Origin of the sequence: Faecalibacterium sp. An77, assembly GCF_002161315.1 — a bacterium.
In the GTDB taxonomy this organism is placed as follows: Bacteria; Bacillota; Clostridia; order Oscillospirales; family Ruminococcaceae; genus Faecalibacterium.
Window position 1 is genome coordinate 31459 of sequence record NZ_NFHK01000016.1, and the last position, 24877, is coordinate 56335.

The 24877-nt window shown below is 53.5% G+C and carries 20 protein-coding genes and 1 pseudogene; 13 read left to right on the forward strand and 8 right to left on the reverse strand.

Annotation, left to right across the window (positions count from 1 at the left end):
• Positions 1-130: 130 nt before the first annotated feature.
• The 6 genes from B5G28_RS07345 to B5G28_RS07370 all read right to left on the reverse strand — a co-directional run bounded on the left by B5G28_RS07345 (position 131) and on the right by B5G28_RS07370 (position 5483).
• Positions 131-631 carry a helix-turn-helix domain-containing protein gene (locus B5G28_RS07345; RefSeq protein ID WP_343214628.1) on the reverse strand — a complete coding sequence of 167 codons (501 nt, stop codon included), beginning with the start codon at positions 629-631 and terminating at the stop codon, positions 131-133.
• Between the two features lie 199 nt (positions 632-830).
• Positions 831-2660, reverse strand: coding sequence for a recombinase family protein (locus B5G28_RS07350; RefSeq protein ID WP_087247389.1), 1830 nt, complete (start codon positions 2658-2660; stop codon positions 831-833).
• A 125-nt stretch (positions 2661-2785) separates the two neighbouring features.
• A complete protein-coding gene (locus B5G28_RS07355) occupies positions 2786-3601 on the reverse strand; it encodes a hypothetical protein (RefSeq protein ID WP_144265498.1) in 816 nt (271 codons plus the stop codon).
• The gene (locus tag B5G28_RS14815) at positions 3601-4149 is read right to left on the reverse strand and encodes an AbrB/MazE/SpoVT family DNA-binding domain-containing protein (protein ID WP_087247393.1); all 549 of its coding nucleotides are present in this window, start codon (positions 4147-4149) and stop codon (positions 3601-3603) included. The genes B5G28_RS07355 and B5G28_RS14815 overlap by 1 nt, the downstream gene beginning before the upstream one ends.
• 127 nt (positions 4150-4276) lie before the next feature.
• A complete protein-coding gene (locus B5G28_RS07365) occupies positions 4277-4501 on the reverse strand; it encodes a hypothetical protein (RefSeq protein ID WP_087247395.1) in 225 nt (74 codons plus the stop codon).
• Positions 4502-4607: 106 nt separating this feature from the next.
• Positions 4608-5483 carry a hypothetical protein gene (locus B5G28_RS07370; protein ID WP_087247397.1) on the reverse strand — a complete coding sequence of 292 codons (876 nt, stop codon included), beginning with the start codon at positions 5481-5483 and terminating at the stop codon, positions 4608-4610.
• 954 nt (positions 5484-6437) lie between these two features.
• Between B5G28_RS07370 and B5G28_RS07375 the strand changes: the two genes are divergently transcribed.
• From B5G28_RS07375 to B5G28_RS07410, 9 genes and pseudogenes are all read left to right on the forward strand, one after another.
• Positions 6438-8000 carry a type I restriction-modification system subunit M gene (locus B5G28_RS07375; RefSeq protein ID WP_087247399.1) on the forward strand — a complete coding sequence of 521 codons (1563 nt, stop codon included), beginning with the start codon at positions 6438-6440 and terminating at the stop codon, positions 7998-8000.
• The gene (locus tag B5G28_RS07380) at positions 7997-8731 is read left to right on the forward strand and encodes a hypothetical protein (protein WP_087247401.1); all 735 of its coding nucleotides are present in this window, start codon (positions 7997-7999) and stop codon (positions 8729-8731) included. Before B5G28_RS07375 ends, B5G28_RS07380 begins: the two co-directional genes overlap by 4 nt.
• Before the next feature lie 16 nt (positions 8732-8747).
• Positions 8748-9908 (forward strand): restriction endonuclease subunit S, encoded by a 1161-nt coding sequence (locus tag B5G28_RS07385; protein WP_087247403.1) that lies wholly within the window; start codon positions 8748-8750, stop codon positions 9906-9908.
• The gene (locus B5G28_RS07390) at positions 9909-10670 is read left to right on the forward strand and encodes a hypothetical protein (protein ID WP_087247405.1); all 762 of its coding nucleotides are present in this window, start codon (positions 9909-9911) and stop codon (positions 10668-10670) included.
• Entirely contained in the window at positions 10667-13789 is a 3123-nt protein-coding gene (locus B5G28_RS07395; RefSeq protein WP_087247407.1) for a type I restriction endonuclease subunit R, read from the forward strand. The genes B5G28_RS07390 and B5G28_RS07395 overlap by 4 nt, the downstream gene beginning before the upstream one ends.
• Positions 13790-14058: 269 nt before the next feature.
• Complete coding sequence (locus B5G28_RS07400) at positions 14059-16059, forward strand: phospholipase D family protein (RefSeq protein ID WP_087247409.1); 2001 nt, start codon at positions 14059-14061, stop codon at positions 16057-16059.
• Positions 16060-16196: 137 nt separating this feature from the next.
• Positions 16197-16931: pseudogene (locus tag B5G28_RS14820) on the forward strand (ADP-ribosylglycohydrolase family protein); the annotation flags it as partial.
• 96 nt (positions 16932-17027) lie between these two features.
• The gene (locus B5G28_RS14825; protein WP_204228831.1) at positions 17028-17564 is read left to right on the forward strand and encodes an O-acetyl-ADP-ribose deacetylase; all 537 of its coding nucleotides are present in this window, start codon (positions 17028-17030) and stop codon (positions 17562-17564) included.
• Entirely contained in the window at positions 17561-18139 is a 579-nt protein-coding gene (locus tag B5G28_RS07410) for a GDSL-type esterase/lipase family protein (protein ID WP_087247411.1), read from the forward strand. The genes B5G28_RS14825 and B5G28_RS07410 overlap by 4 nt, the downstream gene beginning before the upstream one ends.
• On the opposite strand, the gene B5G28_RS07415 is transcribed toward B5G28_RS07410, so the two are convergent.
• Together B5G28_RS07415 and B5G28_RS07420 are read right to left on the reverse strand one after the other, a co-directional pair.
• Positions 18087-18596 (reverse strand): helix-turn-helix domain-containing protein, encoded by a 510-nt coding sequence (locus tag B5G28_RS07415; RefSeq protein ID WP_158099598.1) that lies wholly within the window; start codon positions 18594-18596, stop codon positions 18087-18089. The two genes, B5G28_RS07410 and B5G28_RS07415, sit on opposite strands and share 53 nt — an antisense overlap.
• Positions 18593-19039: a sigma-70 family RNA polymerase sigma factor gene (locus tag B5G28_RS07420; RefSeq protein ID WP_087247415.1), complete on the reverse strand. Its 447-nt coding sequence runs from the start codon at positions 19037-19039 to the stop codon at positions 18593-18595. The genes B5G28_RS07415 and B5G28_RS07420 overlap by 4 nt, the downstream gene beginning before the upstream one ends.
• Before the next feature lie 243 nt (positions 19040-19282).
• Between B5G28_RS07420 and B5G28_RS07425 the strand changes: the two genes are divergently transcribed.
• From B5G28_RS07425 to B5G28_RS07440, 4 genes are all read left to right on the forward strand, one after another.
• Positions 19283-20395: an HD domain-containing phosphohydrolase gene (locus tag B5G28_RS07425; protein WP_242967507.1), complete on the forward strand. Its 1113-nt coding sequence runs from the start codon at positions 19283-19285 to the stop codon at positions 20393-20395.
• Between the two features lie 3 nt (positions 20396-20398).
• Positions 20399-20752: an Hpt domain-containing protein gene (locus tag B5G28_RS07430; protein WP_087247417.1), complete on the forward strand. Its 354-nt coding sequence runs from the start codon at positions 20399-20401 to the stop codon at positions 20750-20752.
• A gap of 1 nt (position 20753) precedes the next feature.
• The gene (locus B5G28_RS07435; protein ID WP_087247419.1) at positions 20754-23348 is read left to right on the forward strand and encodes an ATP-binding protein; all 2595 of its coding nucleotides are present in this window, start codon (positions 20754-20756) and stop codon (positions 23346-23348) included.
• 88 nt (positions 23349-23436) lie between these two features.
• Positions 23437-24297, forward strand: a complete 861-nt coding sequence (locus B5G28_RS07440) for a CPBP family intramembrane glutamic endopeptidase (RefSeq protein ID WP_087247421.1) — start codon at positions 23437-23439, stop codon at positions 24295-24297.
• The last annotated feature ends 580 nt before the right edge of the window (positions 24298-24877 follow it).

A 24877-nucleotide genomic window follows, 5' to 3' on the forward strand; every position in this document is an offset into this window, starting at 1 on the left:
ACATTTTTTATTTTTATAATTTGCACATTCTGCTGAATTATTTCTCGTTTTTCGGAATCCCCCGAGAAACAGCGGCATCATGGTCCGCCCATACTGCTGAAGAGAGTAACCGCCTTCGGACAAACACCAGTCATAGATCAGCGCCCGCTCGCACAGCGCGTAGACCCGCACCATCTCGCTGACCGTCACATCCTCCCGCAATTCTCCCCGCTGCTGGCCCTCCATCACGATCTTCCGGAGCAGTTTGTAATAAATGCGGTTGTGATCCAGAAGATGCTTGTCCCCCCCGGGTGACCAGCTGGGAGGAGTAGAGCCGGGCCAGCAGATCCAGTGAGATGGAGTTTTCCACCATCGCGAACAGCTCCCGGTTGAGGTACATCAGCTGGTCAAACCGGTTCATTTCAGGGTTCAGGGTGGAGGAAAGTTCCTCATACTTGTGGTCGAAGAGGTAGGACAGGGAGGACAGCAGGGCATCCTTCCCCTCGAAATAATGGTAGAACGACCCGCGGGAAGTACCCGATGCGGCGATGATTTCTTCCACGGTGGTGTCATCGTATCCCTGGCGGTAGAACAGATCCCAGGCCGCTTCAATGATTTTGCCTTTGGTGTTGTAGGTGTTTTTTCTGGCCATAGGGGCCGCCTTTCCCGCCGCGCCCGGCGGGGCGGCGCTGCATTTGTTTTTTCTTATTCTACCGAAGGCCACCGCCCAAATCAAGCTGCTAACCCAAACCGATGAGAAAAGCGCGCAGACCCTCGGGGTGGTTTTTAAGATAGACCAGGAGAAAAGTCCGCCGTTTCATGCCGGTTGCTGGCGAGAAACGCGCGGATTTTCAATGCGCTGTTTGGTGAGGATAGCATTTGCTATCCTCTCCCCAAGAGGTTTTAGCGGCAGAGTCAGACTGGGTTTCCGCGTCGCTTTCCTCGTACTCGATATCTGCAAAGGCTTTCAGGGAAGCCGGGTCCTCATCGGTGGCATCGCCGCCCGAGAGGACAGGGGCGTCGGGCTGATCCTCCACTGCGCCGAACAGGATGAGATGGGCATATTCTCCATCCCAAATCACCTTGCGCACCACTGTGCGGATGGCGGTACGTTTCTGCTCGACACTCATGTTATCGATGCTGCTCTGGAAGGTGACCAGGAGCTGGCGCATTATGTCGAACTCGGCGCTGCTGAGCTCGTGCTGGCTGGTCAGCCCTTCCAGCTCGGAAATGCGGGTGTCCAGGCTGGCCTGCTGTGCGTGCAGTTCTTCAATCCGCTTTTTGACATGGACCGCCGCGTCGCTGTGGGCAAAGTCGGCCAGCGAGTCGATGAGCGCGTTGATCTTGTGTTCTATCTCGGCCTGTTGGCCCCGTAAATCTTCCAGCTGGCTGGCGTAGGCGTCGCGGCCGCCGGTGTAAAAACGCTTGCTCCTTTCCAGTTGCTGGATAAGGGTGCTGTCATCATCGGCCAGATGCTTGACCTGCTCGATCACCGCGGCGTCCAGCAGGTTGCCGCTGGCGTTCCGCCGGTTGCACAGAGCACGCTGGCTGTGCTCCTTTAATTTGCAGACGTAGGTGTAGACCGGTTTGCCCTCGGGGGTGAGGCGCTTGGAGAGCTTGGGGTACATCCGGTTGCCGCAGGCACACCAGAGCAGCCCGGTGAGCAGAGCTTCATTGTTGCGGGGTTTGCGGTAGGCCTTGGACTTGTTGCGCTCCAGGGACTCCTGGATGTGCACCCAGGTCTTACCGGGGATAAGCCCCGGATGCTGCCCCACCGAAACGATCCACTGGTTGACCGGCAGATAGATGGTAGCCCGGCCTTTTTCCTGGTCGGTGCGGTTGTAGGCCAGGATGCCGTGTACCCTGTCAAATTCTTCGGGACGGGAGAACAATTCCGCCTGCCTGTCCGTGAAATATTGCCAGGCATCCTGGTCGGCGATGAGATAGACCGGATTTTGCAGAATGGTCTTGATGGAAAAGCGAGTGAAGTAGCGCCCGGTCTTGGTCAGGATGCGGCGGCGCAGCAGTTCCGCCTCGGTCATGGTGAGGGAATCGGTCTCGCTGTACAGCTGGTAGATGGTGCGGACGATGTCGGCTTCTTCGGGGATCAGTTTGAGCTTGCAGGCCCGTTTGCTTTTGCCGTCCACCGTCACCGTCTTGACCGCTTCGGAGGTGTAGCCGGTGGGGGTGGTGCCTCCCAGCCAGCGGCCGGTCTTGGCCAGCTCGTGCATATTGTCCCGGATGCGCTCGGCGATGGTCTCCCGCTCCAGCTGGCTGAACACCGAGGCAATGTACATCATGGCCCGGCCCATAGGGCTGGAGGTGTCGAAGCTCTCTCGAATCGAAACAAAGTCGATGCTGAGGCGGTTGAGTTCCTCGATCAGCCCCGAGAAGTCGCTGATGTTGCGGCTGATTCGGTCCAGCCGATAGACCACCACCGCCCGGAACTGCCGCTGCCGGGCGGCCTTCATCATCTGTTTGAAGCCGGGCCGGTTGAGGTTGCCGCCCGAGAAGCCCTCATCCTCATAGACCACGGCGCTGGCGGCGCAGCTGTCGCCATAGGCGCTGCGGATATAGCTGCGGCACAGCTCCACTTGGTTGCCCACGCTCTCGCCCTTGCCGGTAAATCGGGACTTGCGGGAATAGATGGCAATGACATCCTTGTTGGGGGTCTTTTGCATAAAGGCTCCTTTCCCGATAAGTGATATTCTTGATTTTAGTATAACACAAAGTAACAACCGTGTAAACGGAAAATGAAAAACTGTAGGAGAGGTTTCGTCTCAATTTTCTGTCCGGGCAGTAAATCTTATTTCTTCATCTTTTTCTGCTGCATTTCGATACAAACAGCCGCCCGCTCGGCGATATAAGCAGCGTCCCGCTGGGCGTAGAACGTCAGGGGCTCGGCCAAAGCGTTTTGAAGATCGACGGAGGTAACATGCCATGCAAACTGCGGGCCGTAAAGGGACTGTGCCGCATGGACCTGCCGTGTGAAAGTAGTACCTAGCGGGCGGGCCCGCAGCAGCCGGATGTGGGCTTTGGGGTCGATGTCCAGTGGATAATCCCGGATGTTGGAGAGCAGCCCGGCCCCGAAATCAAAGAGAGGACAGTAGTCGAATCCCTCGCCCCGGCGGAGGACAGCGATGTTGTTGAGGTGCCGGTCCTCGTTGCCGAACAGCATGTCCGCTTCGAACAACAGGGTCAAATAGACGCCAAACCTCTGCAGGCCGGTGAGCCGGACGGTCTGTTCGGCCATCCAGCGCACCTTGCCGGTGAGGTTGGGCTGGCGGGTCAGCGCGGTGTACCAGTCGGGGCCGACTCCCTTGCGAAAGAGATCGGCAAGGGTCAGGATGCTTTCTTCTGGCTGCAAAAAGTCCGGGCTGGAACAGCCGTTGCGGACCCGTCGGTGGACCTCCAGCCGCTCCATCCGGTAGGAGACGTACCGGAACCCCAGCGTCTCCACATTGGTCTGCCTCAGCAGGGTGGAAATGACTGTCTCGGCCAGCCCCTCGTACCCGAACAGGTCCAGCTTGTACCAGCGGCCCTTTTCCCGCCATTTTTCCTGATTGCCCTTCGACGAGGTCTCCGCGATGCGGTCCCCGGTGGTCAGCTTGATCGACATCATCAGCCCTCCAAAATCTTGATCCAGAAGTAATCCTCCGCCATCCGCCCTGCCGTCTTGCGGATGATCTCCAGCGGGTCGTAGTGGTCCAACCCTAGTTCCGTCAGGTAATGAGACAACCCGTCACGCTGGCGCGGGACGCAGCGGCTCTCCAAAAAGATACGCAAGTCCTCCCAGGTGGGAGAGCTGTTGACGCCAAAGGCAGTGGCAAGCGGATCGTCTGTCAGGTTTTCGACAGCGAGCTGCCGACTTGTCTGGTCGGCGCAGATCTTGGTGCAGAGGGTGTCCCCGTCGTAAAAATATAAGATCAAAAGGTCATGCCCGCGCTTGCGTGCCTGCGCCAGAAAACGGTCATAGTCGGCGGCCGCGGCCCGACGGATGGTGATGCTCTCGCCGTCAAACTGCAAAAGCACCTCCCGGTCAGCGCTGGTGATGCCCAGCTGTTTGACCCACGCCGCAGGTAGGGCAACCCGGTAATTCCTTCCCTCGGGTCCGGCGTTCCCGCCCGCCTTGTTGATGAGGATGCGTGCCTTGCGCTCCTGGATGCTCATGGATATCACCTCTGCACTTATTATATCCATTGGACACCAATAAAGCAACAACTTTGCTCTTTGGATTTGATTTATTTGCGTATTTATGGAATTGTCCCGAAGAGTTTTCTCTCCGGGACGCATGGTTTTAACGTTCTGCTTCGGCAGACTTTTTGGGCTGATAGGTTCCCCTGGCGGTGTCGATTACGGCTTGCAGCAGATCCAACTTTTGTTTAAGCGGGCAGTCCAGCTTGTTGATGGTTGAGACCACGGCATCGGCGTGAACATCGGCCAGGCGCTGCGCCAGCTCCTGTTTGCCCTGCTGGGTCTGGGGATAGTGTACAATGATTTTGATGGGGGGCGTTTTCCTCACCGGGTCACCTCCTGGTATGTCTGTTTGTTGCAATTTATTGCGGAATGCCTGTCTGATATGACGGCCCGGCGTCATCTTGTGCCATGGTCTGGAGGTAATGGACCCCCTATTCGGCCAGGCGGCGGATGCCTGCTTGGCAGGCAGAACGATGATCCGGGTTGTGCGCCAGACAGGTGTTCCAGCGGGATATCATGAGGCGAAGGGCATCTTCCAACTCGGCCAGAATATCGCTTTGTTCAAGGGGGCCGGCCGGCTGTTCCATCTTGGCGGATATTTCTTCGATGGCCTTGTACTGGGCGGCCGCGGCACCTTTGGGAGTTCGGCGCATGGGCTTGTCCGGTTTTGGCTGATAAAGCTGCTGGACCAGAGCAGGCCGTTCCTCCTGCGGAGCCTTGGCAATGGCAGAAATGGCTTTGTCGGTGGTTTTGAGCTTGCCGGAGAGGATGGCCTGCCGCGTTCCGGGAACAGCCTCCTCTGCAACGTCCACGCTTTTGGCAAAGGTTTCTGCACGGAGCACCGTGCTTCTGCTCACGCCATACTCCGCTGCGATGCGGTCGCAAGTGGCGCTGCCGGTCCCTTTCAATTGTTCATTTTGAGCAATTGGTGCTTCTGACGGCGGGGCAACGCTGCGCGGGTGTGCGCCGCCGCGGGAGAGTTTTTCGGCCTCATACTGTTTGCCCAGGACATAATTGCGCTGCTCTGGCGTCAGGTTGCGGCGGCCCAGTTGATTTTTGCAGATCCAGATGATTGCCTCATGGCGGTTTGCAAAGTCCTTTTCCAGAATGGTGTATTGGATTTCGGGGTGTTGCCTTAAAATAGCGTAGCGGGTGTGACCGTCCACGATGATGCCGTTCCAGACGATCAAGGGGTGCAGGATGCGGCCTTCCTCCAGGATGTTGGTTTCGAGCTGGTTGCGTTCATGGAAGGTCAAGGGCGGTATCTTGCTCTGAAACTCGTGGTCGATTTTTAATTTTTTCAACATAGAACGGCCTCCTTTCACATTTGCGGCTTATCGTTTAACCGGAAGCGGAATGGTCTACAGGGCCTATACAGCCCCGATGGGATGCTTCTCTCATATTTGCCCCCGGCATCCCTGAGAGTGGGAACCCTTTGGCGGCGGATTTGCACCGCTCCATCGGCTTTTCAGCCGCCCCGCCTTCTCTATGGCCGGGCCGCGCGTTACGGAAGTATCATGATCTGGAAGTACCAAAGGGCTGCATATTCACTTTTCAAGGTTCTGAGAGTTTGATTCAAGTTTACCAGGGAATTTGCCTTGATGGGAGTGTCTCGTAGTACCGGTTACCGTGTCTCTCAGTACCACCTGGGCGGTTGAAGGAGGATGCTATGATTAGGATACCATGTTTTTTGGGGTTCCGGGAGTGTCTCGTAGAGAGCCTTAGGTTGTCTCGTAGACAACCCTGACAGGAGTTTGTAAATAGGATACCACAGTTTCTGATGTTGGGGGAGTGACTGGGAGTACCCCTTTTTGGCGTTTTAGGGGTACTGACAGTACACCTTTTGAGGGGCGATATAGAGATAGCCTGGTCTATGAAAGAACCCTTCTGCCCAGGAAAAGGGTTGTCGGAATTGAAGTACTCTGCTCGGTTGTGTATAATAAAGAAAAAACCATCTGCCCATTTATGCACAAAAGTCCGCTTTATAGTATAGATACTGCGTTATTCTATTCAAAAAAGGAGTATCCATTTGCATGGCGCCATTTTTGGGAGACATTACCGGCACTCCCGCTGGTTTGATGGGGCACGGAGCGTACGGGCGAAAGGGCAAGAGGAAAACGTTGTGTACACAGCTGTACACAACGTAAAAATGATGTGCGTTTCCCCGACCTGTGAGTAATGGAGAGTGGTTTGCAGTTTGAGGATTTTTGGGATCGAACATGGATGATGCAGATGGAGATCAACGAAGGAGATTATAAAAAATGGTCGATATGAAGAAGGAACAAGAACGGGATGAACTGCACCGCGCCATCTGGGCCATTGCCGATGAACTACGGGGTAGTGTGGACGGTTGGGATTTTAAGGCCTATGTACTAGGCATGATGTTTTACCGCTATATTTCTGAGAACCTGACCAACTATATCAACGAGGGAGAATGGGAGGCAGGCGACGACGGATTCGATTATACGCAGCTGTCGGATGAGGATGCTGAGCAGGCCCGCAAGGACATGATTAACACAAAAGGATTTTTCATTGTTCCTTCGGAGTTGTTCTGCAATGTGAGAGCACGGGCAGGAAAAGATGAAAACCTGAACATGACCCTGGAGGCAGCCTTCCGCCATATTGAGGAATCGGCCAAAGGCAGTCCCAGTGAGGACAACTTTGCAGGTCTGTTCGATGATATTGATGTGAATAGCAACAAGCTGGGCGCTACCGTGGCCAAACGAAATGCCAATCTTGTTAAGCTGATGAACGGCATTGCGGATATGAAGCTGGGGGATTACAAGGACAACTCCATTGACGCTTTCGGCGATGCCTACGAGTACCTGATGGGTATGTACGCATCCAATGCTGGTAAAAGCGGCGGTGAATTTTTTACACCGCAGGAGGTTTCTGAACTGCTTACCCGGATGGCAGTTGCAGGCAAAACCGAGGTCAATAAGGTCTATGACCCTGCCTGCGGTTCAGGGTCACTGCTGCTGAAGGCAGCCAAAATTCTTGGCAAGGACAACGTCCGCCAGGGCTTTTTCGGCCAGGAAATCAACCTGACCACCTACAACCTCTGCCGGATCAATATGTTCCTGCATGATATCGACTACGATAAGTTTGATATCGCTCACGAGGACACCCTTGTCAACCCCCAGCACTGGGACGATGAACCCTTTGAGGTCATTGTCTCCAATCCTCCCTACTCCATCAAGTGGGAGGGGGACGACAACCCGGTTTTGATCAACGACCCACGATTCTCGCCAGCCGGCGTCCTTGCACCCAAGTCCAAGGCGGATTTGGCGTTCATCATGCATTCCCTGGCCTGGCTGGCCACCAATGGCACGGCCGCCATTGTCTGTTTCCCCGGCATCATGTACCGTGGCGGTGCGGAAAAGAAAATCCGCCAGTACCTGATCGACAACAACTTCATTGACTGCATCATCCAGCTGCCCAGCAACCTGTTCTACGGCACCTCCATTGCCACCTGCATCATGGTGCTGAAAAAGAGCAAGGCGGACAACCGCACCCTTTTCATTGACGCTTCGTCTGAGTGCATCAAGGTGACCAATAACAACAAGCTGACCGAGGAGAACATCCGCCACATCGTGGACGAGTTCGTCTCCCGGGCAGATGTGGACCATTTTGCCCGCTGTGTTCCCTACGAGGAGATCGCCCAGAATGAATACAACCTGTCGGTCAGCACCTATGTGCAGCCGGAGGATACCCGGGAGGTCATCGACATCGTTAAGCTCAACGCCGAGATTGAACAGATCGTGGCCCGGGAGCAGGTGCTGCGGGATGAGATTGCAAAGATCATCGGAGAGATCGAGGGATGAGAGGCGAACAGGAAAGCCGATGCCTTGCTTGGGTAAGAGAGCATTTGTATGGGCCTGAGACCCGCTTTTTCTGCCACGATAAGCGAAAAATTGCAGCGATACTTAAGCGTGCAAAACCAAATTTGGAGGCGAGCAAATTCCCGGATTTTGTGTTTGAAGATGGTTTTATCGAACATTTTCAGATCACAGCATCAAAAGAAAATAAAAAAGGCTCCTGTCATAAACAAACGCAAGCGGAGTTTCACCGAGAGATGGACTGTATTCAGGAGAATTTGCGTCAGGAGCTGGAACAGTCTCCGCTCCCAATCCAAAATACAATCAGCACTATATCATATGAAATGATTCCGCCAGAGTATAGCTATGAGATGTTCCAATCGTCTTTTCGTAAAAATTGGGAACACCATATCCACTCGTTGGAAAAATATAGAGGGGCGAAAAATATTGGCATCTTTTTAGTGGAATACGTTGGCCCGCTTTTCAAAACAATGCGTGGGGGAAAGTTTGTCTATTTCTACCAGCTACAGGAGGATGTTGCCATGCTGCATTTTCTGGATGCATATAAAGAGCAGGTTTCTTATGTTGTTTTTACAGATGGCCAATATTGTGAAGTGATAGACCTGCAGCAGATTCCAATGCTGATAAAACAAGCGCCAAAAGATATTTCTTTTGAAGCAGGTCGATACAGTCAAGAGTATTTAATGATAGTGACGGATATCGTTGATGTAAACTAAAACAGGAGACTCATACATGAGCAAACTTGAAGAATTGATCCAGCAGCTTTGCCCGGATGGGGTGGAGTGCAGAAACCTTGAAGAATGTTGTAATATTCTTGACAAAAAAAGAAAACCTGTTACAAAAGCGGCACGAGAAGCCGGAGAATATCGATATTACGGAGCAAACGGAATTCAAGATTATGTTTCGGATTATATTTTCGATGGGACGTTTGTTCTTGTTGGAGAAGATGGAAGTGTGATAACCAAAGCAGGAACACCAGTTGTAACCTGGGCTGAGGGGAAAATTTGGGTAAATAATCACGCGCATATTATTGAGGAAAAAACTGGCGTTCTTCTTCGATATCTATTTCACTATATACAGACCATAGACGTTACATCATTGATTCATGGAAACATACCCAAGTTGACAGGTGGAGATTTTAAAACATTGAAAATTTCGATTCCGCCTTTGGAAATCCAGCGTGAAATTGTCCGTATTCTGGACCATTTCACGGAGCTGACCACAGAGTTGACCGCAGAGCTGACCGTAGAGTTAACCGCCAGACAAAAACAGTATGAGTATTATCGAGATAGATTACTAATACAAGGCGATAAAGTCGTCTGGATGACATTGGGTGATATAGGCAAGGTCTCTATGTGTAAGAGAATTATGAAAGCAGAGACAAGCAGCCAAGGAGAAGTTCCATTCTTTAAAATAGGAACTTTTGGAAAAGAGCCGGACGCTTATATAACCAGAGAAAAGTTTGAGGAATATTGTGAAAAGTATTCTTTTCCGAAAAAAGGTGACGTGCTGATCTCAGCAGCTGGAACAATAGGAAGAACCGTAATTTATGATGGCAAACCTGCTTATTATCAGGATTCTAATATTGTTTGGTTGGATAATGATGAAAGCAAGGTCTTAAATAAGTATCTGTATTACTATTACCAGCTTCAGCCGTGGGCTGTTTCGACGGGTGGAACGATTGCTAGATTGTACAATGATAATATTAGCAAAGCTAAAATTGCAGTTCCGCCTCTTGACGAACAACACCGCATTGTTTCCATTCTCGACCGTTTTGACGCCCTTTGTAACGACCTGACCAGCGGTTTGCCCGCTGAAATTGCAGCCCGGCAAAAACAATATGAGTATTATCGGGATAAGCTGCTGACCTTTAATAAAGAGAGACTATTCTAAATGAAAAGTGAAACTTTTAATAATTCTAAAGGTATAATTCAAGGGTTGAAATATATTGCTAATAGTTTGGGACGGCTTTCCTATAGTTGTGAGATTGATCCTGAAACGCTTTTTGAACGGCTATCTATTATTGCAGATGGGGCTAAATGGCTTATAGCCATTGATAGGCTAGCAAATTGTCAAATTGTTTTTACAGATGAATTGACATTAGAACTTGTCGAGAAAATTTTCGACTCAAATAATGTTGAGGATGTGGTGAGTCATTACTATTTTGATGATGATAAAATAAATGATTTGATTTGTAGATGTGAGACAGCTCAACAGATAAGGCCGTACAATACATTGTTCCGCGAGATTAGTGAGGCTTATGAACAAAATCATTATCAGCTTGCTTGTATTGGACTCTTTGCTTTGATGGACGGCGTGTTAGCAGACGTTTCAAATATGGATGTTACGAATTTTACGAATCGAATAAAAAAGATTATGGATAAAGCCTCAGCACAGAAAAAATTAGGAGATATGGAAAGAAAAGAAGTTGCCGTTTATTTTGCAATAAAAAGATTTGAAAAATCAAAAGAATTGTCTATGTTTTATGGTGGAAAGTTTTCCGAAAATGAGAGCGATCGTCTGAAAAGGGATTGGCTTTTACATGGTAGAACCCATCGAGATTATGAAAAAATTGATTTTTTGAAAGTTATGCTTTGGCTAGATGCAATAATCTTTTTGTCCAATAAGGGTACGGAACGAGGAATACAACCATGAGCACCTATAACCTTGTACTGTCCTCCAGCGAAAGTACTGTAGTAACAGAATACGAGCCCCAGACCAAGCGCTCCGATGCCTACCAGAGCGAGGCGGCGCTGGAAGCGGCCTTCATCAAGATGCTGGGGGAGCAGGGTTACGAATATGTGACCATCCACAGCGAGGCGGACCTGGTGGCCAATCTCCGCCGCCAGCTGGAAAGGCTCAATCATTTCAGTTTTACTGACCGGGAATGGGACGGCTTTTTCAAGACCAAGCTGGCCAACGCCAACGATGGCATCGTGGAAAAGACCCGGATGATCCAGGAAGATTTTGTCCAGAACCTCACCCGCGAGGACGGCACAACCATGAATGTTTCCCTCATCGACAAGAAGAACATCCACAACAACTTCTTGCAGGTCATCAACCAGTATGAGGAGAGCGGCGGCAGCCACGATACCCGGTACGATGTGACCATTCTGGTGAATGGCCTGCCCCTGGTCCATGTGGAGCTGAAACGCCGGGGGGTGGCGCTGAAAGAAGCCTTCAACCAGATCAACCGTTACCAGAGGGACAGCTTCTGGGCGGGGTGCGGGCTGTATGAGTATGTGCAGATTTTTGTCATCTCCAACGGCACCCACACCAAGTACTATTCCAATACCACCCGGGACAGCCACATCCGGGAGCAGGACAAATCCGCCCGGAACCGCAGCAAAAAGACCTCCAACAGCTTTGAATTTACCTCCTACTGGGCGGACGCCAACAACCACACCATCCCGGATTTGGTGGACTTTACCAAGACTTTTTTCGCCCGTCACACCCTGCTGAACATCCTGACCCGGTATTGCGTGTTCACTTCGGAAAATCTTCTGCTGGTGATGCGGCCCTATCAGATTGTAGCCACCGAGCGGATTTTGAACCGGATCGAAATCTCTACCAACTACAAGAAAACCGGCACCCTGGAGGCCGGCGGCTACATCTGGCACACTACAGGCAGCGGCAAAACCCTGACCTCCTTCAAGACGGCGCAGCTTGCCACGGCTCTGCCTTACATTGACAAGGTGCTGTTTGTGGTGGACCGCAAGGACCTGGACTACCAGACCATCAAGGAATACGACCGGTTCGAGAAGGGCGCGGCCAACGGCAACCGCAGCACCGCGGTGCTGCAGCGCCAGCTGGAGGACCGGGACGAAAAGGGCAATTTCCACCCGTATCGGATTATTGTCACCACCATCCAGAAGCTGGATGTGTTCATCACCAAGAATTCGAACCATCCCATCCGGGATAAGCACATTGTTATGGTGTTCGATGAGTGCCATCGCAGCCAGTTTGGTGATATGCACACCCGCATCGTAGGGGGCGTCATCAAAAAGGGCGGCAAGAACATCAAGGTGGACCGGTATTTCAGGAACTACCATATTTTTGGCTTTACCGGGACTCCTATCTTTTCCGAGAATACCACCAGCGGCGGCAACCCCAATCTGAAAACCACGGCCCAGGCATTCGGAGAGAAGCTGCACACCTATACCATTGTGGACGCCATCAACGACGGCAACGTGCTGCCCTTCCGTATTGATTACATCAACACAATCAAACAGAAGGACACCGGCCGGGACAAGCAGGTGACCGCCATCGACACCGAGGAAGCTCTGTCCTCGCCGGAACGTATCTCAGAAGTGGTAACATATATTCTGGATCACTTTGATCAAAAGACCATGCGGAATTCCTGGTACAGCTTGAAAGGTCAGCGGGTGAATGGATTTAATTCCATCTTTGCAGTCAGTTCCATTCCTGTCTGCAAAAAGTATTATCTGGAACTGAAAAAGCAGATCGCTCAGCGGCATCGGGACCTGACCATTGCCACCATCTTTTCCTATGCGTCCAACGAGGAAGACCCGGCGGACGGCTTGCTGGCCGAAGAAGGGTTTGAGACTGACGCGCTGGACCAGAGTTCCAGAGACTTTCTGGACATGGCCATTGATGATTATAACAAGATCTTCAAGACCAATTATGACAGCTCCAGCAAGGGATTCCAGGATTATTACAAAGATCTCTCCAACCGGGTGAAAAAGCGGGAAGTGGATCTTCTGTTGGTGGTCAATATGTTCCTGACTGGTTTTGATGCCACCACCCTGAATACCCTTTGGGTAGACAAAAACTTGAAAATGCACGGCCTGATCCAGGCATTTTCCCGGACCAACCGTATCCTGAATTCGGTCAAAACCTTCGGCAATATTGTCTGTTTCCGGGATCTGGAAAAAGAAACCAATGATGCCATCGCGTTGTTTGGCAATAAGGATGCGGGCGGCATCGTCCTGCTGAAGTCCTATGAAGATTACTATTTTGGCTACACCGACGACAAGGGCAAGGAACAGAAGGGGTATAAGCAGCGGATTGAGGAGCTGATGGAGCGCTTCCCGCTGGGACAGCCAATTATTGGAGAGCAGAACAAAAAGGAATTCATCATCCTGTTCGGCAACATCCTGCGGCTGCGGAATATCCTCTCCGCCTTTGATTGCTTTGTGGGCAATGAGATTCTGACCGAAATTGACTTCCAGGATTACACTGGTACATACCACGACCTGTACGATGAGATCAAGCCCAAGCCCGGCGACAAAGACAGCATTATGGATGATGTGGTCTTTGAGATGGAACTGGTCAAGCAGGTGGAAGTCAACATCGACTACATCCTGATGCTGGTGGAGAAGTACCACAAGGACAATTGCAAGGATAAAGAAATCCTGGTGGCGATTGATAAGGCCATCCGCTCCAGCCTGCAGCTGCGTTCCAAGAAAGAATTGATCGAGCGGTTCCTGGAGACGATCAACGCCAGTACCAATGTCGGCGTAGACTGGCAGAAGTTTGTCCGCCAGCAGCGACAAAAAGATATTCAGACTCTCATCCAGGAAGAAAAACTTAAACCGAAAGAAACCTGTAAGTTTGTGTCCAATGCGTTCCGTGACGGTGTATTAAAAACGACTGGAACAGATATAGATCAAATGATGCCTCCGGTCTCACGTTTTGGCGGCGGGAGTCCACGAGATAAGAAGAAACAAACTGTTATTGAAAAGCTGAAAACTTTCTTTGAAAAATACTTTGGTTTGCTTGATCCAGGTGAGCCTATTGCGGAGGAGGCATGAAAGATCGATCGATAGAAATGAATGTCATATAGATTCAAGTGACGCGGCAAGCAGTGCTTGCTGGTACCAAAGTTTCAGCAAGCAATTCGCCTGGCTATCCACTTTGCCAGACGATACTTGTTGGTGCACGCCCCAAACCCCAGTTGAACGCAGAAGTTCTTTCTGCGGCTGCGCGTTCCTGCGGAACGCTGAACTGGTCCAGGTAAGGACGATTTGCTCAATTTGCTTTACCTATCTCTAAAAATAAAAAATCAACGGAAAGGCGGGAAATGATGGAAAACCTATCTATGTTCGGTATGATGGAAGATGCACAAGGGCAGATGGAAATGTCACAGAGCGGGAATCTTGATGTCGTGAAAATGAAATTTTCTGGTGTTGAGACAATGTCATGGCAAGATCTCTTTTCTGGCTTTGATACACTGTATGCTATTACATACTCCTCTGGAATTGACTTTGTCTACCGCCTTTTGGATCTGTTTGTGCAGGCAGAGATCATCTTCGGCTGTGATGAGGTGATTTCCTACTCCTTACAGGAGGTAATGGCATACCAATGCAAGATGGTAGAACGTATAAGAGAAACTGCAAGTAAGACAAAGCTTAATCTGGTTTCCCGCATTGATCAGGGAACACTGCGTCTCTATGTGGCACATAGTGTTCTATCTCATGAAAAAATTTATCTTCTTTCGGCGGCAGATGGCAGAAAACGTGTGATTATGGGTTCCGCAAATTTGTCTTATGCGGCTTTTGGTGGCCGCCAGCGGGAAAATATTTGCTATATGGATGATGAAGATGCTTATAACTGGTATTGGGAGTGTTACTGTCAGCTACGGGATGAGAGTACGGACCAAATAGCCAAAGAATCCTTGCTTTTTGCCGATGATGGAGAGAATCTGGATAAGCTTCCTATTGCTAAAACGGTTCAAATCAAAAAAGCGTTGGTACTTCAACCGGTGGAAGAAGCAAGGGAAGAGGTGCGCTTTGCGTTGGATATTAAAAATCTGACCGCCAAGCTGGCGCCTTCTGTGCCAAAACCGGACAAAAAAGGAAAACTTTTACTTTCTCCAGAAAAAATAAAGACAATCCGTCGCCAAGTTGCCGTGAATAAAACCAAAGAAAAAGAACTCCAAAGCGAATATCCAGAACTGGAAGTTTTTCCTGATGAGTCTGTAGCTCGGCTCAATGGAACCGATTTGGATTTACATCCAGAACAGGAAGAAGTAGCCAAAGATGTGCAACTCTTTTTAAGCTATATGGCAGGCTATGAAAAATTTCATGGTGATGTTGTTGGTATGCAGCGGCGTTATTTTGAGTTTGCCAACTGGTTTTTCTGTTCTCCGTTTATGGCTTGTATGCGTGATATGGCGGTCCGTTATAATCAAAATCTGCTTCCTTATCCGGTATTCGGCCTGGTTTACGGACAAAGCAAAGCTGGAAAAACCAGTTTTCTGGAAACGCTTCTAAAAATGATGATTGGGCAAAAACCCAAACTTTCAGCTCCTGACTTTACACGTTCCGGTATTGAAAAGCTGAAACATACCGTAAAGGGTGCACCTATTATTGTTGATGATCTAACAAATTCGCGCTTTAATCAACATGCTATCGAAACCATCAAAAATGATGATTTCGGCGTAGCTGAAGGATTGCTGCATTATCCCGCTGTTGTGATCAGCGCCAATGAGGATGTAAAAGCTGTTGCACCGGAAGTGATTCGACGCACGGTGATTTGCCGTGTTCAGGCAGGACTAACGAACACAGAAGTGATGCGCAGTAGTGTGGTGCGCACTGTACAGCGTGAAATCGGGACTGCTTTCTACCGGGAATACCTTCATCGGATGATGACAATTGTAGCTGATTTGCTGGAAGAAATAAAGGACGATGCATCAGAAAGTGCTCCCGATATTCTGGCGGCTTCTTCCCAAGTGTTGCTGGATATTTTTTCTGAGTGCGCGGGAAGTGATCTTCCGGCTTATGTGCGGCCTCTGACGCTTGAAGATTATTTCAGTGAGAAAGTAACCGGTCGTTATGTCATGGAAACGATCCGTAATGCCTGGCAGACGAGCCGCTCCTCCTTTGAAATTTCCGAACGAGCCAATGAATTGCGTTACAATGCTGGGGCTACTTGGGAAGCAGACCGCATCCTGAAAGAATTGCCGGAAACGTTAGAGCCTCATAAGTCTCGCGATTGGATCGTTATAAACCTGGAGGAAGCACGGGAGTTTTTTGACATTCCATTTAAGAAATCTTGGATCGATCGGATTCGAAAAAGATGATAGCAATAGAGATCGACCGAATTGCCTATAGCTGAGTATAAAATGAATTGTGAATAAGACACCGATTTCTGTAAACAGCAATCGAGAAATAGGTGGAACAGCACTCAATGAAACACATCGTTAAAAGGAGCGATTTTATGTATGGCGCCATTTTAGGAGATATCATTGGCAGCCCCTATGAGTTTGACCAGGGTGAAAAGACGAAGGATTTTCCGCTTTTCTCCAAAGATTCCACCTTCACCGATGACAGCGTCATGACCCTGGCTGTCGCCGAGGCACTGATGAATACCGTTGAAGCCTGTGGTAGGCACTTTGCTCAAACCGGCGGCACAGGTCTCACGGATGAGGTGGTGAAAGAAAACGTCGTATATGCGATGCAAAAGTACAGCGCACGCTACCCTGACGCCGGGTATGGCGCCAGGTTTTCACAGTGGCTGCGGGAGAAAGATCCACGGCCCTACGGCAGTTTTGGCAATGGTTCGGCCATGCGGGTATCTTCGGCAGCATGGCTGTTTGATGCGCTGGATGAGGTGCGTCGTGCAGCTCGCCTGTCTGCCGTGGTCACTCATAATCATCCTGAGGGGATCAAGGGCGCAGAGGCGACCGCCAGTGCCATTTTCCTGGCACGGACCGGGCACAGCAAAGCAGAGATTCGCGATTACATCGAGAAACAGTTCGGCTACGCGCTGGATCGTACCTGTGACGAGATACGACTGGTTTATCATCACGTTGAGTCCTGCATGGAAACAGTCCCCGAGGCCATCACGGCATTTCTGGAGGGGGAGAGTTTTGAGGATGTTATCCGCACGGCCGTTTCGCTGGGCGGCGACTGCGACACTCTGACTGCCATTGCTGGCAGCATAGCGGAAGGCTTTTATGGCGTCCCCGATGCGCTGAAAGAAAAATGCCGGCAGTACCTGCCCGATGACTTGAGAGCGGTTTTGCGTCGGTTCGATACATTCCGGGCTTTGACAGGGAAGAACCGCATCGCGATTCGCACCATAGACATTACCCAGGCGGATGTAGAGTGCATCGTCAATGCCGCCAACAATAGTTTGCTGGGTGGAGGCGGCGTGGATGGAGCCATCCATCGGGCTGCCGGCCCTGACCTGCTGAAAGAATGCCGCACCCTGCACGGCTGCAAAACCGGCGAATCAAAAATCACAGGGGGTTATCGCCTCAAGGCCCGATACATCATCCACACCGTCGGCCCGGTGTACAGCGGCGCAGCCGAGGACGCCAAACTGCTCCACAGCTGTTATTGGAACTCTCTTGAGCTGGCCCGGGCTCATGACATCCACAGCATTGCGTTTCCAGCCATTTCGACCGGTGTTTATGGCTATCCGCTGCGGGCGGCGACTGAGATCGCCCTCGAAACGGTTGCCGACTGGATGAAGGTTTACCCGAACGCCGGCATGACGGTCCTGTTCGCCTGCTTTGATGACCGAACGACCGATGTATACCGTGAAGTGTGGGGGAAACTGATACAAGGAGGAAAGCGGTGAAAGTCATCTGCTACGGTGATTCCAACACCTATGGTTTCGACCCGCGTGGCTGGCTCGGCGAGCGATATGGTGCGGATGACCGATGGGTTGACATCCTTGCCCGGCGGACCGGCTGGGAGATCCTGAATTGGGGGATGAATGGCCGGGAGATACCGTCACAGGCACCTGCCTTTCCGGCTGACACAGATTTATTGATGGTAATGCTGGGTACCAATGACCTGCTGCAGGGCCGTACCCCGTCAGAGACAGCGCAAAGAATGCTGCGCTTCCTTGCCGGGTTGACGGTGGAACATGATAAAATCTTGCTCATCGCGCCGCCGCCGGTGGCTTTCGGCGCGTGGGTGCAGGAGCAGCGCCTGATTGATGCCTCGGCGGAGCTGGCCGTGCAGTATCGAGCGCTGGCGGAGCGACTGGGGGTCCGTTTTGCTGACGCCGGGGCATGGGGTGTGGGCCTGGCATACGACGGTGTACACTTTACGGAACAAGGCCACCGGGCCTTTGCGGAGGGAATCTGGAAAGAGCTCATAGTATCCCCATCAATCTCTGAAAATACCTCTCCCAACACCCCTTGCTGATAACCTTCTCCCCGCTCTCCCACGCCCGCAGGGAGCGCTCACTGATGCCGAACTGCCGGGCAAAGGCGGTGCGGCTCAGACCCAGCTTTTCCCGCAGGGCGATGATCTGACGGGCCTGGCCTTTGTAAAGGAAGAGGTTATACTCGTCCAGCAGCTCCTCTACTGGTACCTGATAGAGCGCCGCCAGCTTGTCCATGACGGTGGCAGGGTAGTGGGTGCAGGCGCCGGTCTCCATGTCGATGTAACGGGGAAGGGGGATGCCCGCCTGGGCAGCTGCTTCCTTCTGCAGCAGGCCAAAATGATGGCGGAGCCACCGCAGCCGTTCGGGGACGGTGACTGCTTGTGCATAGCTGCCGCCAAGGTGATGGAGTTTTCGTGCTTCCGATAACCGGCAGGCCGGAGACAGGCGGAAGGAGTGGAGGCAAAGAGGTGCAAATAAGGTCCTACCGCGGCTCAAAAGGAAGATACGGGGCGCAATTTGTCCAAAGAAGCTCCACCCCGGCGGGAGCCTGAAAATCCGCCCCGCTTTTCCAGCCAGGTCCTCCAAAAGGGCCTTGGCGAGAGGGTCGCATTTTCAATGCAGCGGCTGGCATAGGTGGAAAAGCGGGCCTGGCGGGTGCTGTCGAAGGTGTTGACCGCCTTGATGAGGCCGATGGTGCCGATGCTGATGAGGTCGTCCTGGTCGCCGGGGAGGGCGTAGTATTTTTTTGCGATGTGGGCCACCAGGCGCAGGTTGTGGCGGATGATCTTTTCCCGGGCGGCGGGGTCGCCCTCCCGCAGCGCCTCAAAGGCGGCGGCCTCCTCCCGGGGAGTCAGGGGGCGGGGAAAGCTCCCGGATTCCAGGTGAAGGGCCAGGTAGAGGAAGCGGGCGGAGAAAAATTGGAGCAGGCTCAGCAGCATGATGAAAACCTCCCTTTTGCATTGGGCCGGAACGGGCCGTTTCTGCTTTCAATCTATGAGCAGAGGGGGCAAAATTTGCCCGGCGGGGGAGGGAGCGGGGCCCGGAGGCCGGGTTTGGGCGGGAATGCGAATTTTTAAAGCTCGATTCTGTCTTTTGAATTGTAATTTGCTGGAAAAGCAGGTATAATAATGTATTGAGCAACGATTGATTGCGGGTTGCTGAGGATAGGAAGGAACGAAACCATGGATACAGAACAGACCCAGGCCATGCAGGCAGCGGTGCGGCCGGAACGCGGCTTGCTGCTGATTGTGGACGACGACGAAATCAACTGCGCGATCTTGGAGAACCTGTTCGCGCCCTATTATGACACCGATACGGCCGAAAACGGCCGGGCCGGCCTGGATCGTGTGCTGGAGCGGCAGGACGACCTGTGCGCCATCCTGCTGGATGTGATGATGCCCGAGATGGACGGCATCCAGGTGCTGCGCTGCCTCAAGGAATACGGCCTTTTGGAAAAAATCCCGGTGTTCCTCATCACCGCCGAGGCCAGCGGCGAGGTGATGAAAGAGGCCTATGCCCTGGGCGTGATGGACGTCATCGGCAAGCCCATCATCCCCTATATGGTGCTGCGGCGGGTGCAGTCGGTGGTGGAACTGTTCCAGGCGCGGGAGCGGCTGAGCAATGTGGTGGAGCTGCAGCAGGCCGACCTGCTGGCCCAGGCCAAACAGATCATCGAGCTGAACAAGGGCATGATCGAGGCCCTGGCCGCCGCCATTGAATTCCGCAGCGAGGAGTCGGGGGACCATGTCCGCCGGATTCACGATATCACCACCTACCTGCTCACCCATACCCCTCTGGGCGATGGCCTGTCCCCCATCGAGATCAAACAGATCGCCCTGGGGTCCATCATGCACGACGTGGGCAAAATTGCGGTGCCCGACGCCATCCTCAACAAGCCCGGCAAACTCACCCCCGAGGAATTCGAGGTGATGAAGAGCCATACCGTCCAGGGCGCCCGCCTGCTGGAACAGATCCCCCAGCTGCGGGAAAACGGCGCCTATCCCTACGCCTGGGACATCGCCCGCCACCACCACGAGCGGTGGGACGGCCGGGGCTATCCCGACGGGCTGAAGGGGGATGAGATCTCCCTGGCGGCCCAGATCGTCTCCCTGGCGGACGTCTACGACGCCCTCAGCTGCAAGCGGGTGTACAAGGACGCGTTCCCCCGGGAAAAGGTGCTGGAAATGATCCGCAGCGGCGACTGCGGCAGTTTCAACCCCCGTCTGCTGGAATGCTTCTTCCAGGTGGAAGGAGAACTGGCCAAACTCTACCAACATCCCTGCAAGGAGGATTAAACCATGGATCAGGCAAAACTGGACAATCTGGCCCGGGGCGGCATCCAGGCCGCCGACGCTCTGGAACGCTTTATGGGCAGCGACGCTTTGCTGGAGCGGTTTCTCAAGCGCTTTCTGGAAGATGCGACCTACAGCAGCCTCTGCCAGGCGGTGGAGGCCGGAGACTGGCAGCAGGCCCTGGCGGCCTCCCACACCCTGAAGGGAATGTGCGGCAATCTGTCCATGACCGAGCTGTACGACCTGTTCACCCGTCAGGTGGCCCTGCTGCGGGAGGACAAGCCTGCCGACGCCGCCGCCCTGATGCCCGCCATTGAGGCGGCCTACCGCCGGGCGGCCGACGCCATCGGGCAGCTGTAATATGTGGTATTCAAAATACAAACCGGCCCGGCCCCGGAAAATCAACCGGGAAAAGTGGGTCAACCTGTGGAAAAAACTGCGCTATTATCTCTTTGCCACCCTGGTGCTGATTGCAGCGGGGATTGTGTTTTCTGCCTTTTTGCAGAAAGTCCTGCTCCAGAACCACCAGACCATTGAGACGTCCGCCGCCCAGCACTATGCCGCAGAGGTGGACGGCGACCTGAGCACCTACAAGGCCCTGATCTCCTACGGCACCTATATGCTGGACGCCCGGATGGGGGAAGGGGACTCGGACGAGGACATCATCTCCCGCATCAACCAGTACTGCATCCGAATCCAGACCATCCTGGGGCAGGACCAGGTGGACCCCTATGTGGTGTACAAGGGCAAAATCTACGCAGCCAACCCCTGGGAAGGGGACGAAACCTACGACTATCTCTCCTCGGTCTGGTACAAGGAAGCCATGGAGCACCGGGGCGAAGTAGTCTTTACCGACGTGTATACCGACTCCATCTATCACCGGGGGATCATCACGGTGGTGGGGGCCTGCCTCCACAGCGACACGGTGGTGGCGCTGGATATCTTCCCGGAAAATCTCAACATCCAGCCCAGCGGCGTGGTCCCGGCGGAGGGAACCTCGGTCTTTATCTGCGACACCAGCGGCAGCGCCGTCTACACCCGCACCGAGCTGGACGCCAGCCAGCAGCAGGTCTATGTGGACCGGATGCTGGCCTCCATCCAGGACGGAAAGGTGGGCCGCTATGACTCCTTTGTGCTGGGAATGGACGGGGTGCGGCGGGGCATCTACTACGCCGACACCGAAAACGGCTGGAAAGTCATCCTCACGGTGCCGGTGGACCGGATGCTGGGCCAGCTGACCCAGTTCATAGGAATCTATATCCTGATTATGCTGGCCTGGATCATCGGCTTTGCGGTGACCATCTGGCACAATCTGCGCCTGGACTCCATGGTGGAGCGCTCCAGCGAGACCATCCGGGTCCTGAGCAACTCCTACTATGGTATTTTCCGGGTCAATTACGAGGAGGACACCTACGAGATCATCAAGAGTTCCCCCTACACCAGGGACCGTCTGGCCCGGGAGGGTCCTTATTCGGAATTTGTGTCCGCCATCAGCGGCCTGATGGACGCCGACACCGTCAATGAGTTCTGCAAGAGCTTTTCCTCCGAGAGCCTGCGGGCCCTGAACGCCGGCCATATCCGGGACTACGGCGGCGATTTTCTGGGCCGGTACGACAGCGGAGAAAAGTGGATCAACATCCGGGTCCTCTTTGACGAGGCTCTGGGCCCCGATGAGGCGGTCCTCTGCTTCCGGGAAGTGGACAAAGAAAAGCGCCGGGAAATCCAGGAGCGGAAGCTGCTGGAGGAGACCCTGGCCATCTCCCGCCGGAACGAAAAGTCCAAGCTGTCCTTCTTCAACAACATGTCCCACGACATGCGCACCCCCCTGAACGCCATTCTGGGGGTTCTGGACCTGCTGCGCCAGCACGCCGGAGATCCCCAGAAGGTGCGGGAATACGCCGACAAGATCTCCTACTCGGGCCGGCAGCTGCTGGACCTGGTGAACGATATTCTGGAAATGTCCCGGATGGAACAGGGCAAAATGACCCTCAACCACCAGGCCTTTGATCTGGAGGAGTGCATCCAGGCCTGTGCCGATTCCTTCCGGCCCCAGGCCCGGCAGGAAAAGAAAACCTTCCAGGTCAGCTGCAAGCTTCAGGACAAGCGGATCATGGGGGACAGCACCCGGGTGACCCAGATGCTGAACAACCTCCTGTCCAACGCCTTCAAGTTCACCTCGGAGGGGGACACCGTCTCCCTGACGGTGCGCCAGATGGGCGTCCCGCCCACGCCCCAGTACCAGATTGTGGTGCGGGATACCGGCATCGGCATGTCGGAGGAGTTTTTGCCCCAGCTGTTTGAGCCCTATATCCGGGAGACCCGGTTCTTCTCCCGCCAGGTGATGGGCACCGGCCTGGGCATGCCCATCGTCAAGAGCCTGGTCACCCAGATGAACGGCCAGATTTATGTGGACAGCAAGCTGGGAGAGGGGAGCACCTTCACCATCACGGTGCCCTTCCTGACGGCGGCCGCCGCCTCGGCGGAGAACCAGCCGGCTCCCGCCCCCGCCGCAGAGAAAAAGCCGGAGGAACCCTGCTCCCTCAAGGGGAAAAAGATCCTGGTGGCGGAGGACAACGTCCTGAACATGGAGATTGCCAGCGAGATTTTGACCATGAACGGGCTGGAAGTGTTCCAGGCGTGGAACGGCCGGGAAGCGGTGGACCTGTTCCTGGCGTCGGCGCCCTTTGCCTTTGACGCCATCCTGATGGACATGCAGATGCCTCAGATGGACGGCTGCGAGGCAGCCCGGAAAATCCGGGCCGCCGACCGCCCCGACGCCGCCGATGTGCCCATTGTGGCGGTGACGGCCAACGCCTTCGCGGAGGACATCGCGGCCACCACCGCCGCCGGCATGAACGCCCATATTTCCAAGCCCATCGATTTCCGCATCCTCTGCGCCACCCTGAAAGACCTGCTGGAAAACCGGCCTGATCCCGAAGGGGCGAAAAATCTGTGAAGTCTGTTTTTCCCGTATGGTTTGTGGTACAATGGGGCTGGGGACGGCCCGGCCGCGCCCCGACTGATTGATCCGGGAGGAACACCGAATGCTGAAACGACTGCGGGGCAATCACCCGTATCTGTACTGTCTCTTGTCCGTCATCCTGTTTATGGCATGTATGGCGCTGGGACTCAACCTCTTTGCCTTTCTGATGGCTCTGCTGGCGCCGGAGGGAGTGATCCGGCCCTTCATGACGGAAGAATATCTGCTGCAGGCCGTCAACGACCTGATCGGATTCCTGGTGGCGCTGGTGCTGCTGTGGCGCACCGGACGAATGAGAGTCCTGACCCACCGGGGAACCGGATTTCTGGACGGGTTGCTGGTGGGCATGTTCCCCTTTGTGATGCTGAGTTTGAGCCTCAGCCTCAACGTGGGGATTGTGGGACCGCCGGAGGGCGCCGTACCCAAGGCGGCCTGGCGGGTGGTGGTCTTTCTGATCACCATGTTCCTCATCGGCCTGGCTGAGGAGGCCCTGTTCCGGGGCGTCATCGCCCAGACCCTGCTGGAACATTTCGGCTCTGACCGGGCCGGCGTCTGGAAGGCGGTGGTCCTGTCCGGCGTATTGTTCGGCGCGGGACACATGGTGAACCTGCTGGGCAGCGCCACCCTGGGCGTCCTGATCCAGTGCTGCATCACCATGGCTCTGGGCATGCTCTACGGCGCCATCTATTTCCGAACCGGCAACCTGTGGGTGGTGGTTTTCCTGCATATGTTCCAGGACGTGGCCGCCCTGATTCAGTCGGGCCTGTACGACGGCGTGGGCGGCGTCAGCGAGGTGGTCAGCACCTACGACCCCAGCATGCTGGTCAGCGTCCTGATCTACCTGATCCCCACCGTCTTCCTGCTGCGCAAAAAGCGCATCCCCGAAATCCCCCTCTTCTCCCCCTACTTTTCTGAAGAAAAGTAGGCAAAAGACTTTTCACTGGGTACCATGAAGTTTGCGGGTCTCCGGTCGTTCCGCGGAGCCGTTCCGCTCGTGCTCGTTCGTTACGTTTGGGGCTGTGCCCCGGTACGATGCAAAGTTTCTCATGGCTTGGTTTTCTCGCCTGGTATGCCCTGAAACCCTGTCCATAAAAATAACCCCTGCCCATCTTTTGGGCGGGGATTTTACTGTGTACCATGAAGTTTGCGGGTCTCCGGCGGTTCCGCGGGGCAGTTCCGCTCGTGCTCGCTCGTTACGTTTGGGGCTGCGCCCCGGTGCGATGCAAAGTTCCGCATAGCCTGACTATTGATAACCCGGCACACGCAGAAAAAACTATACAATGTAACCCCTGTCTCAGAGCGAGACAGGGGTTATTTTGTAAGCGCTCCATAATCCCCCGACTGTAAAAAAGTACTGACCTGTGAGAAAATAAGAGAAAGTATCAAAAGTCTTAGAAATCTGAGAAGTCTCGCAGGGGTAAAAAATGAGCAATCAATATCAGAAATTAAAAAAGCAGCACTACCTTAGCCTGCTGCAGGAGTGCGCCCGTAGTGGAAAGAACAAG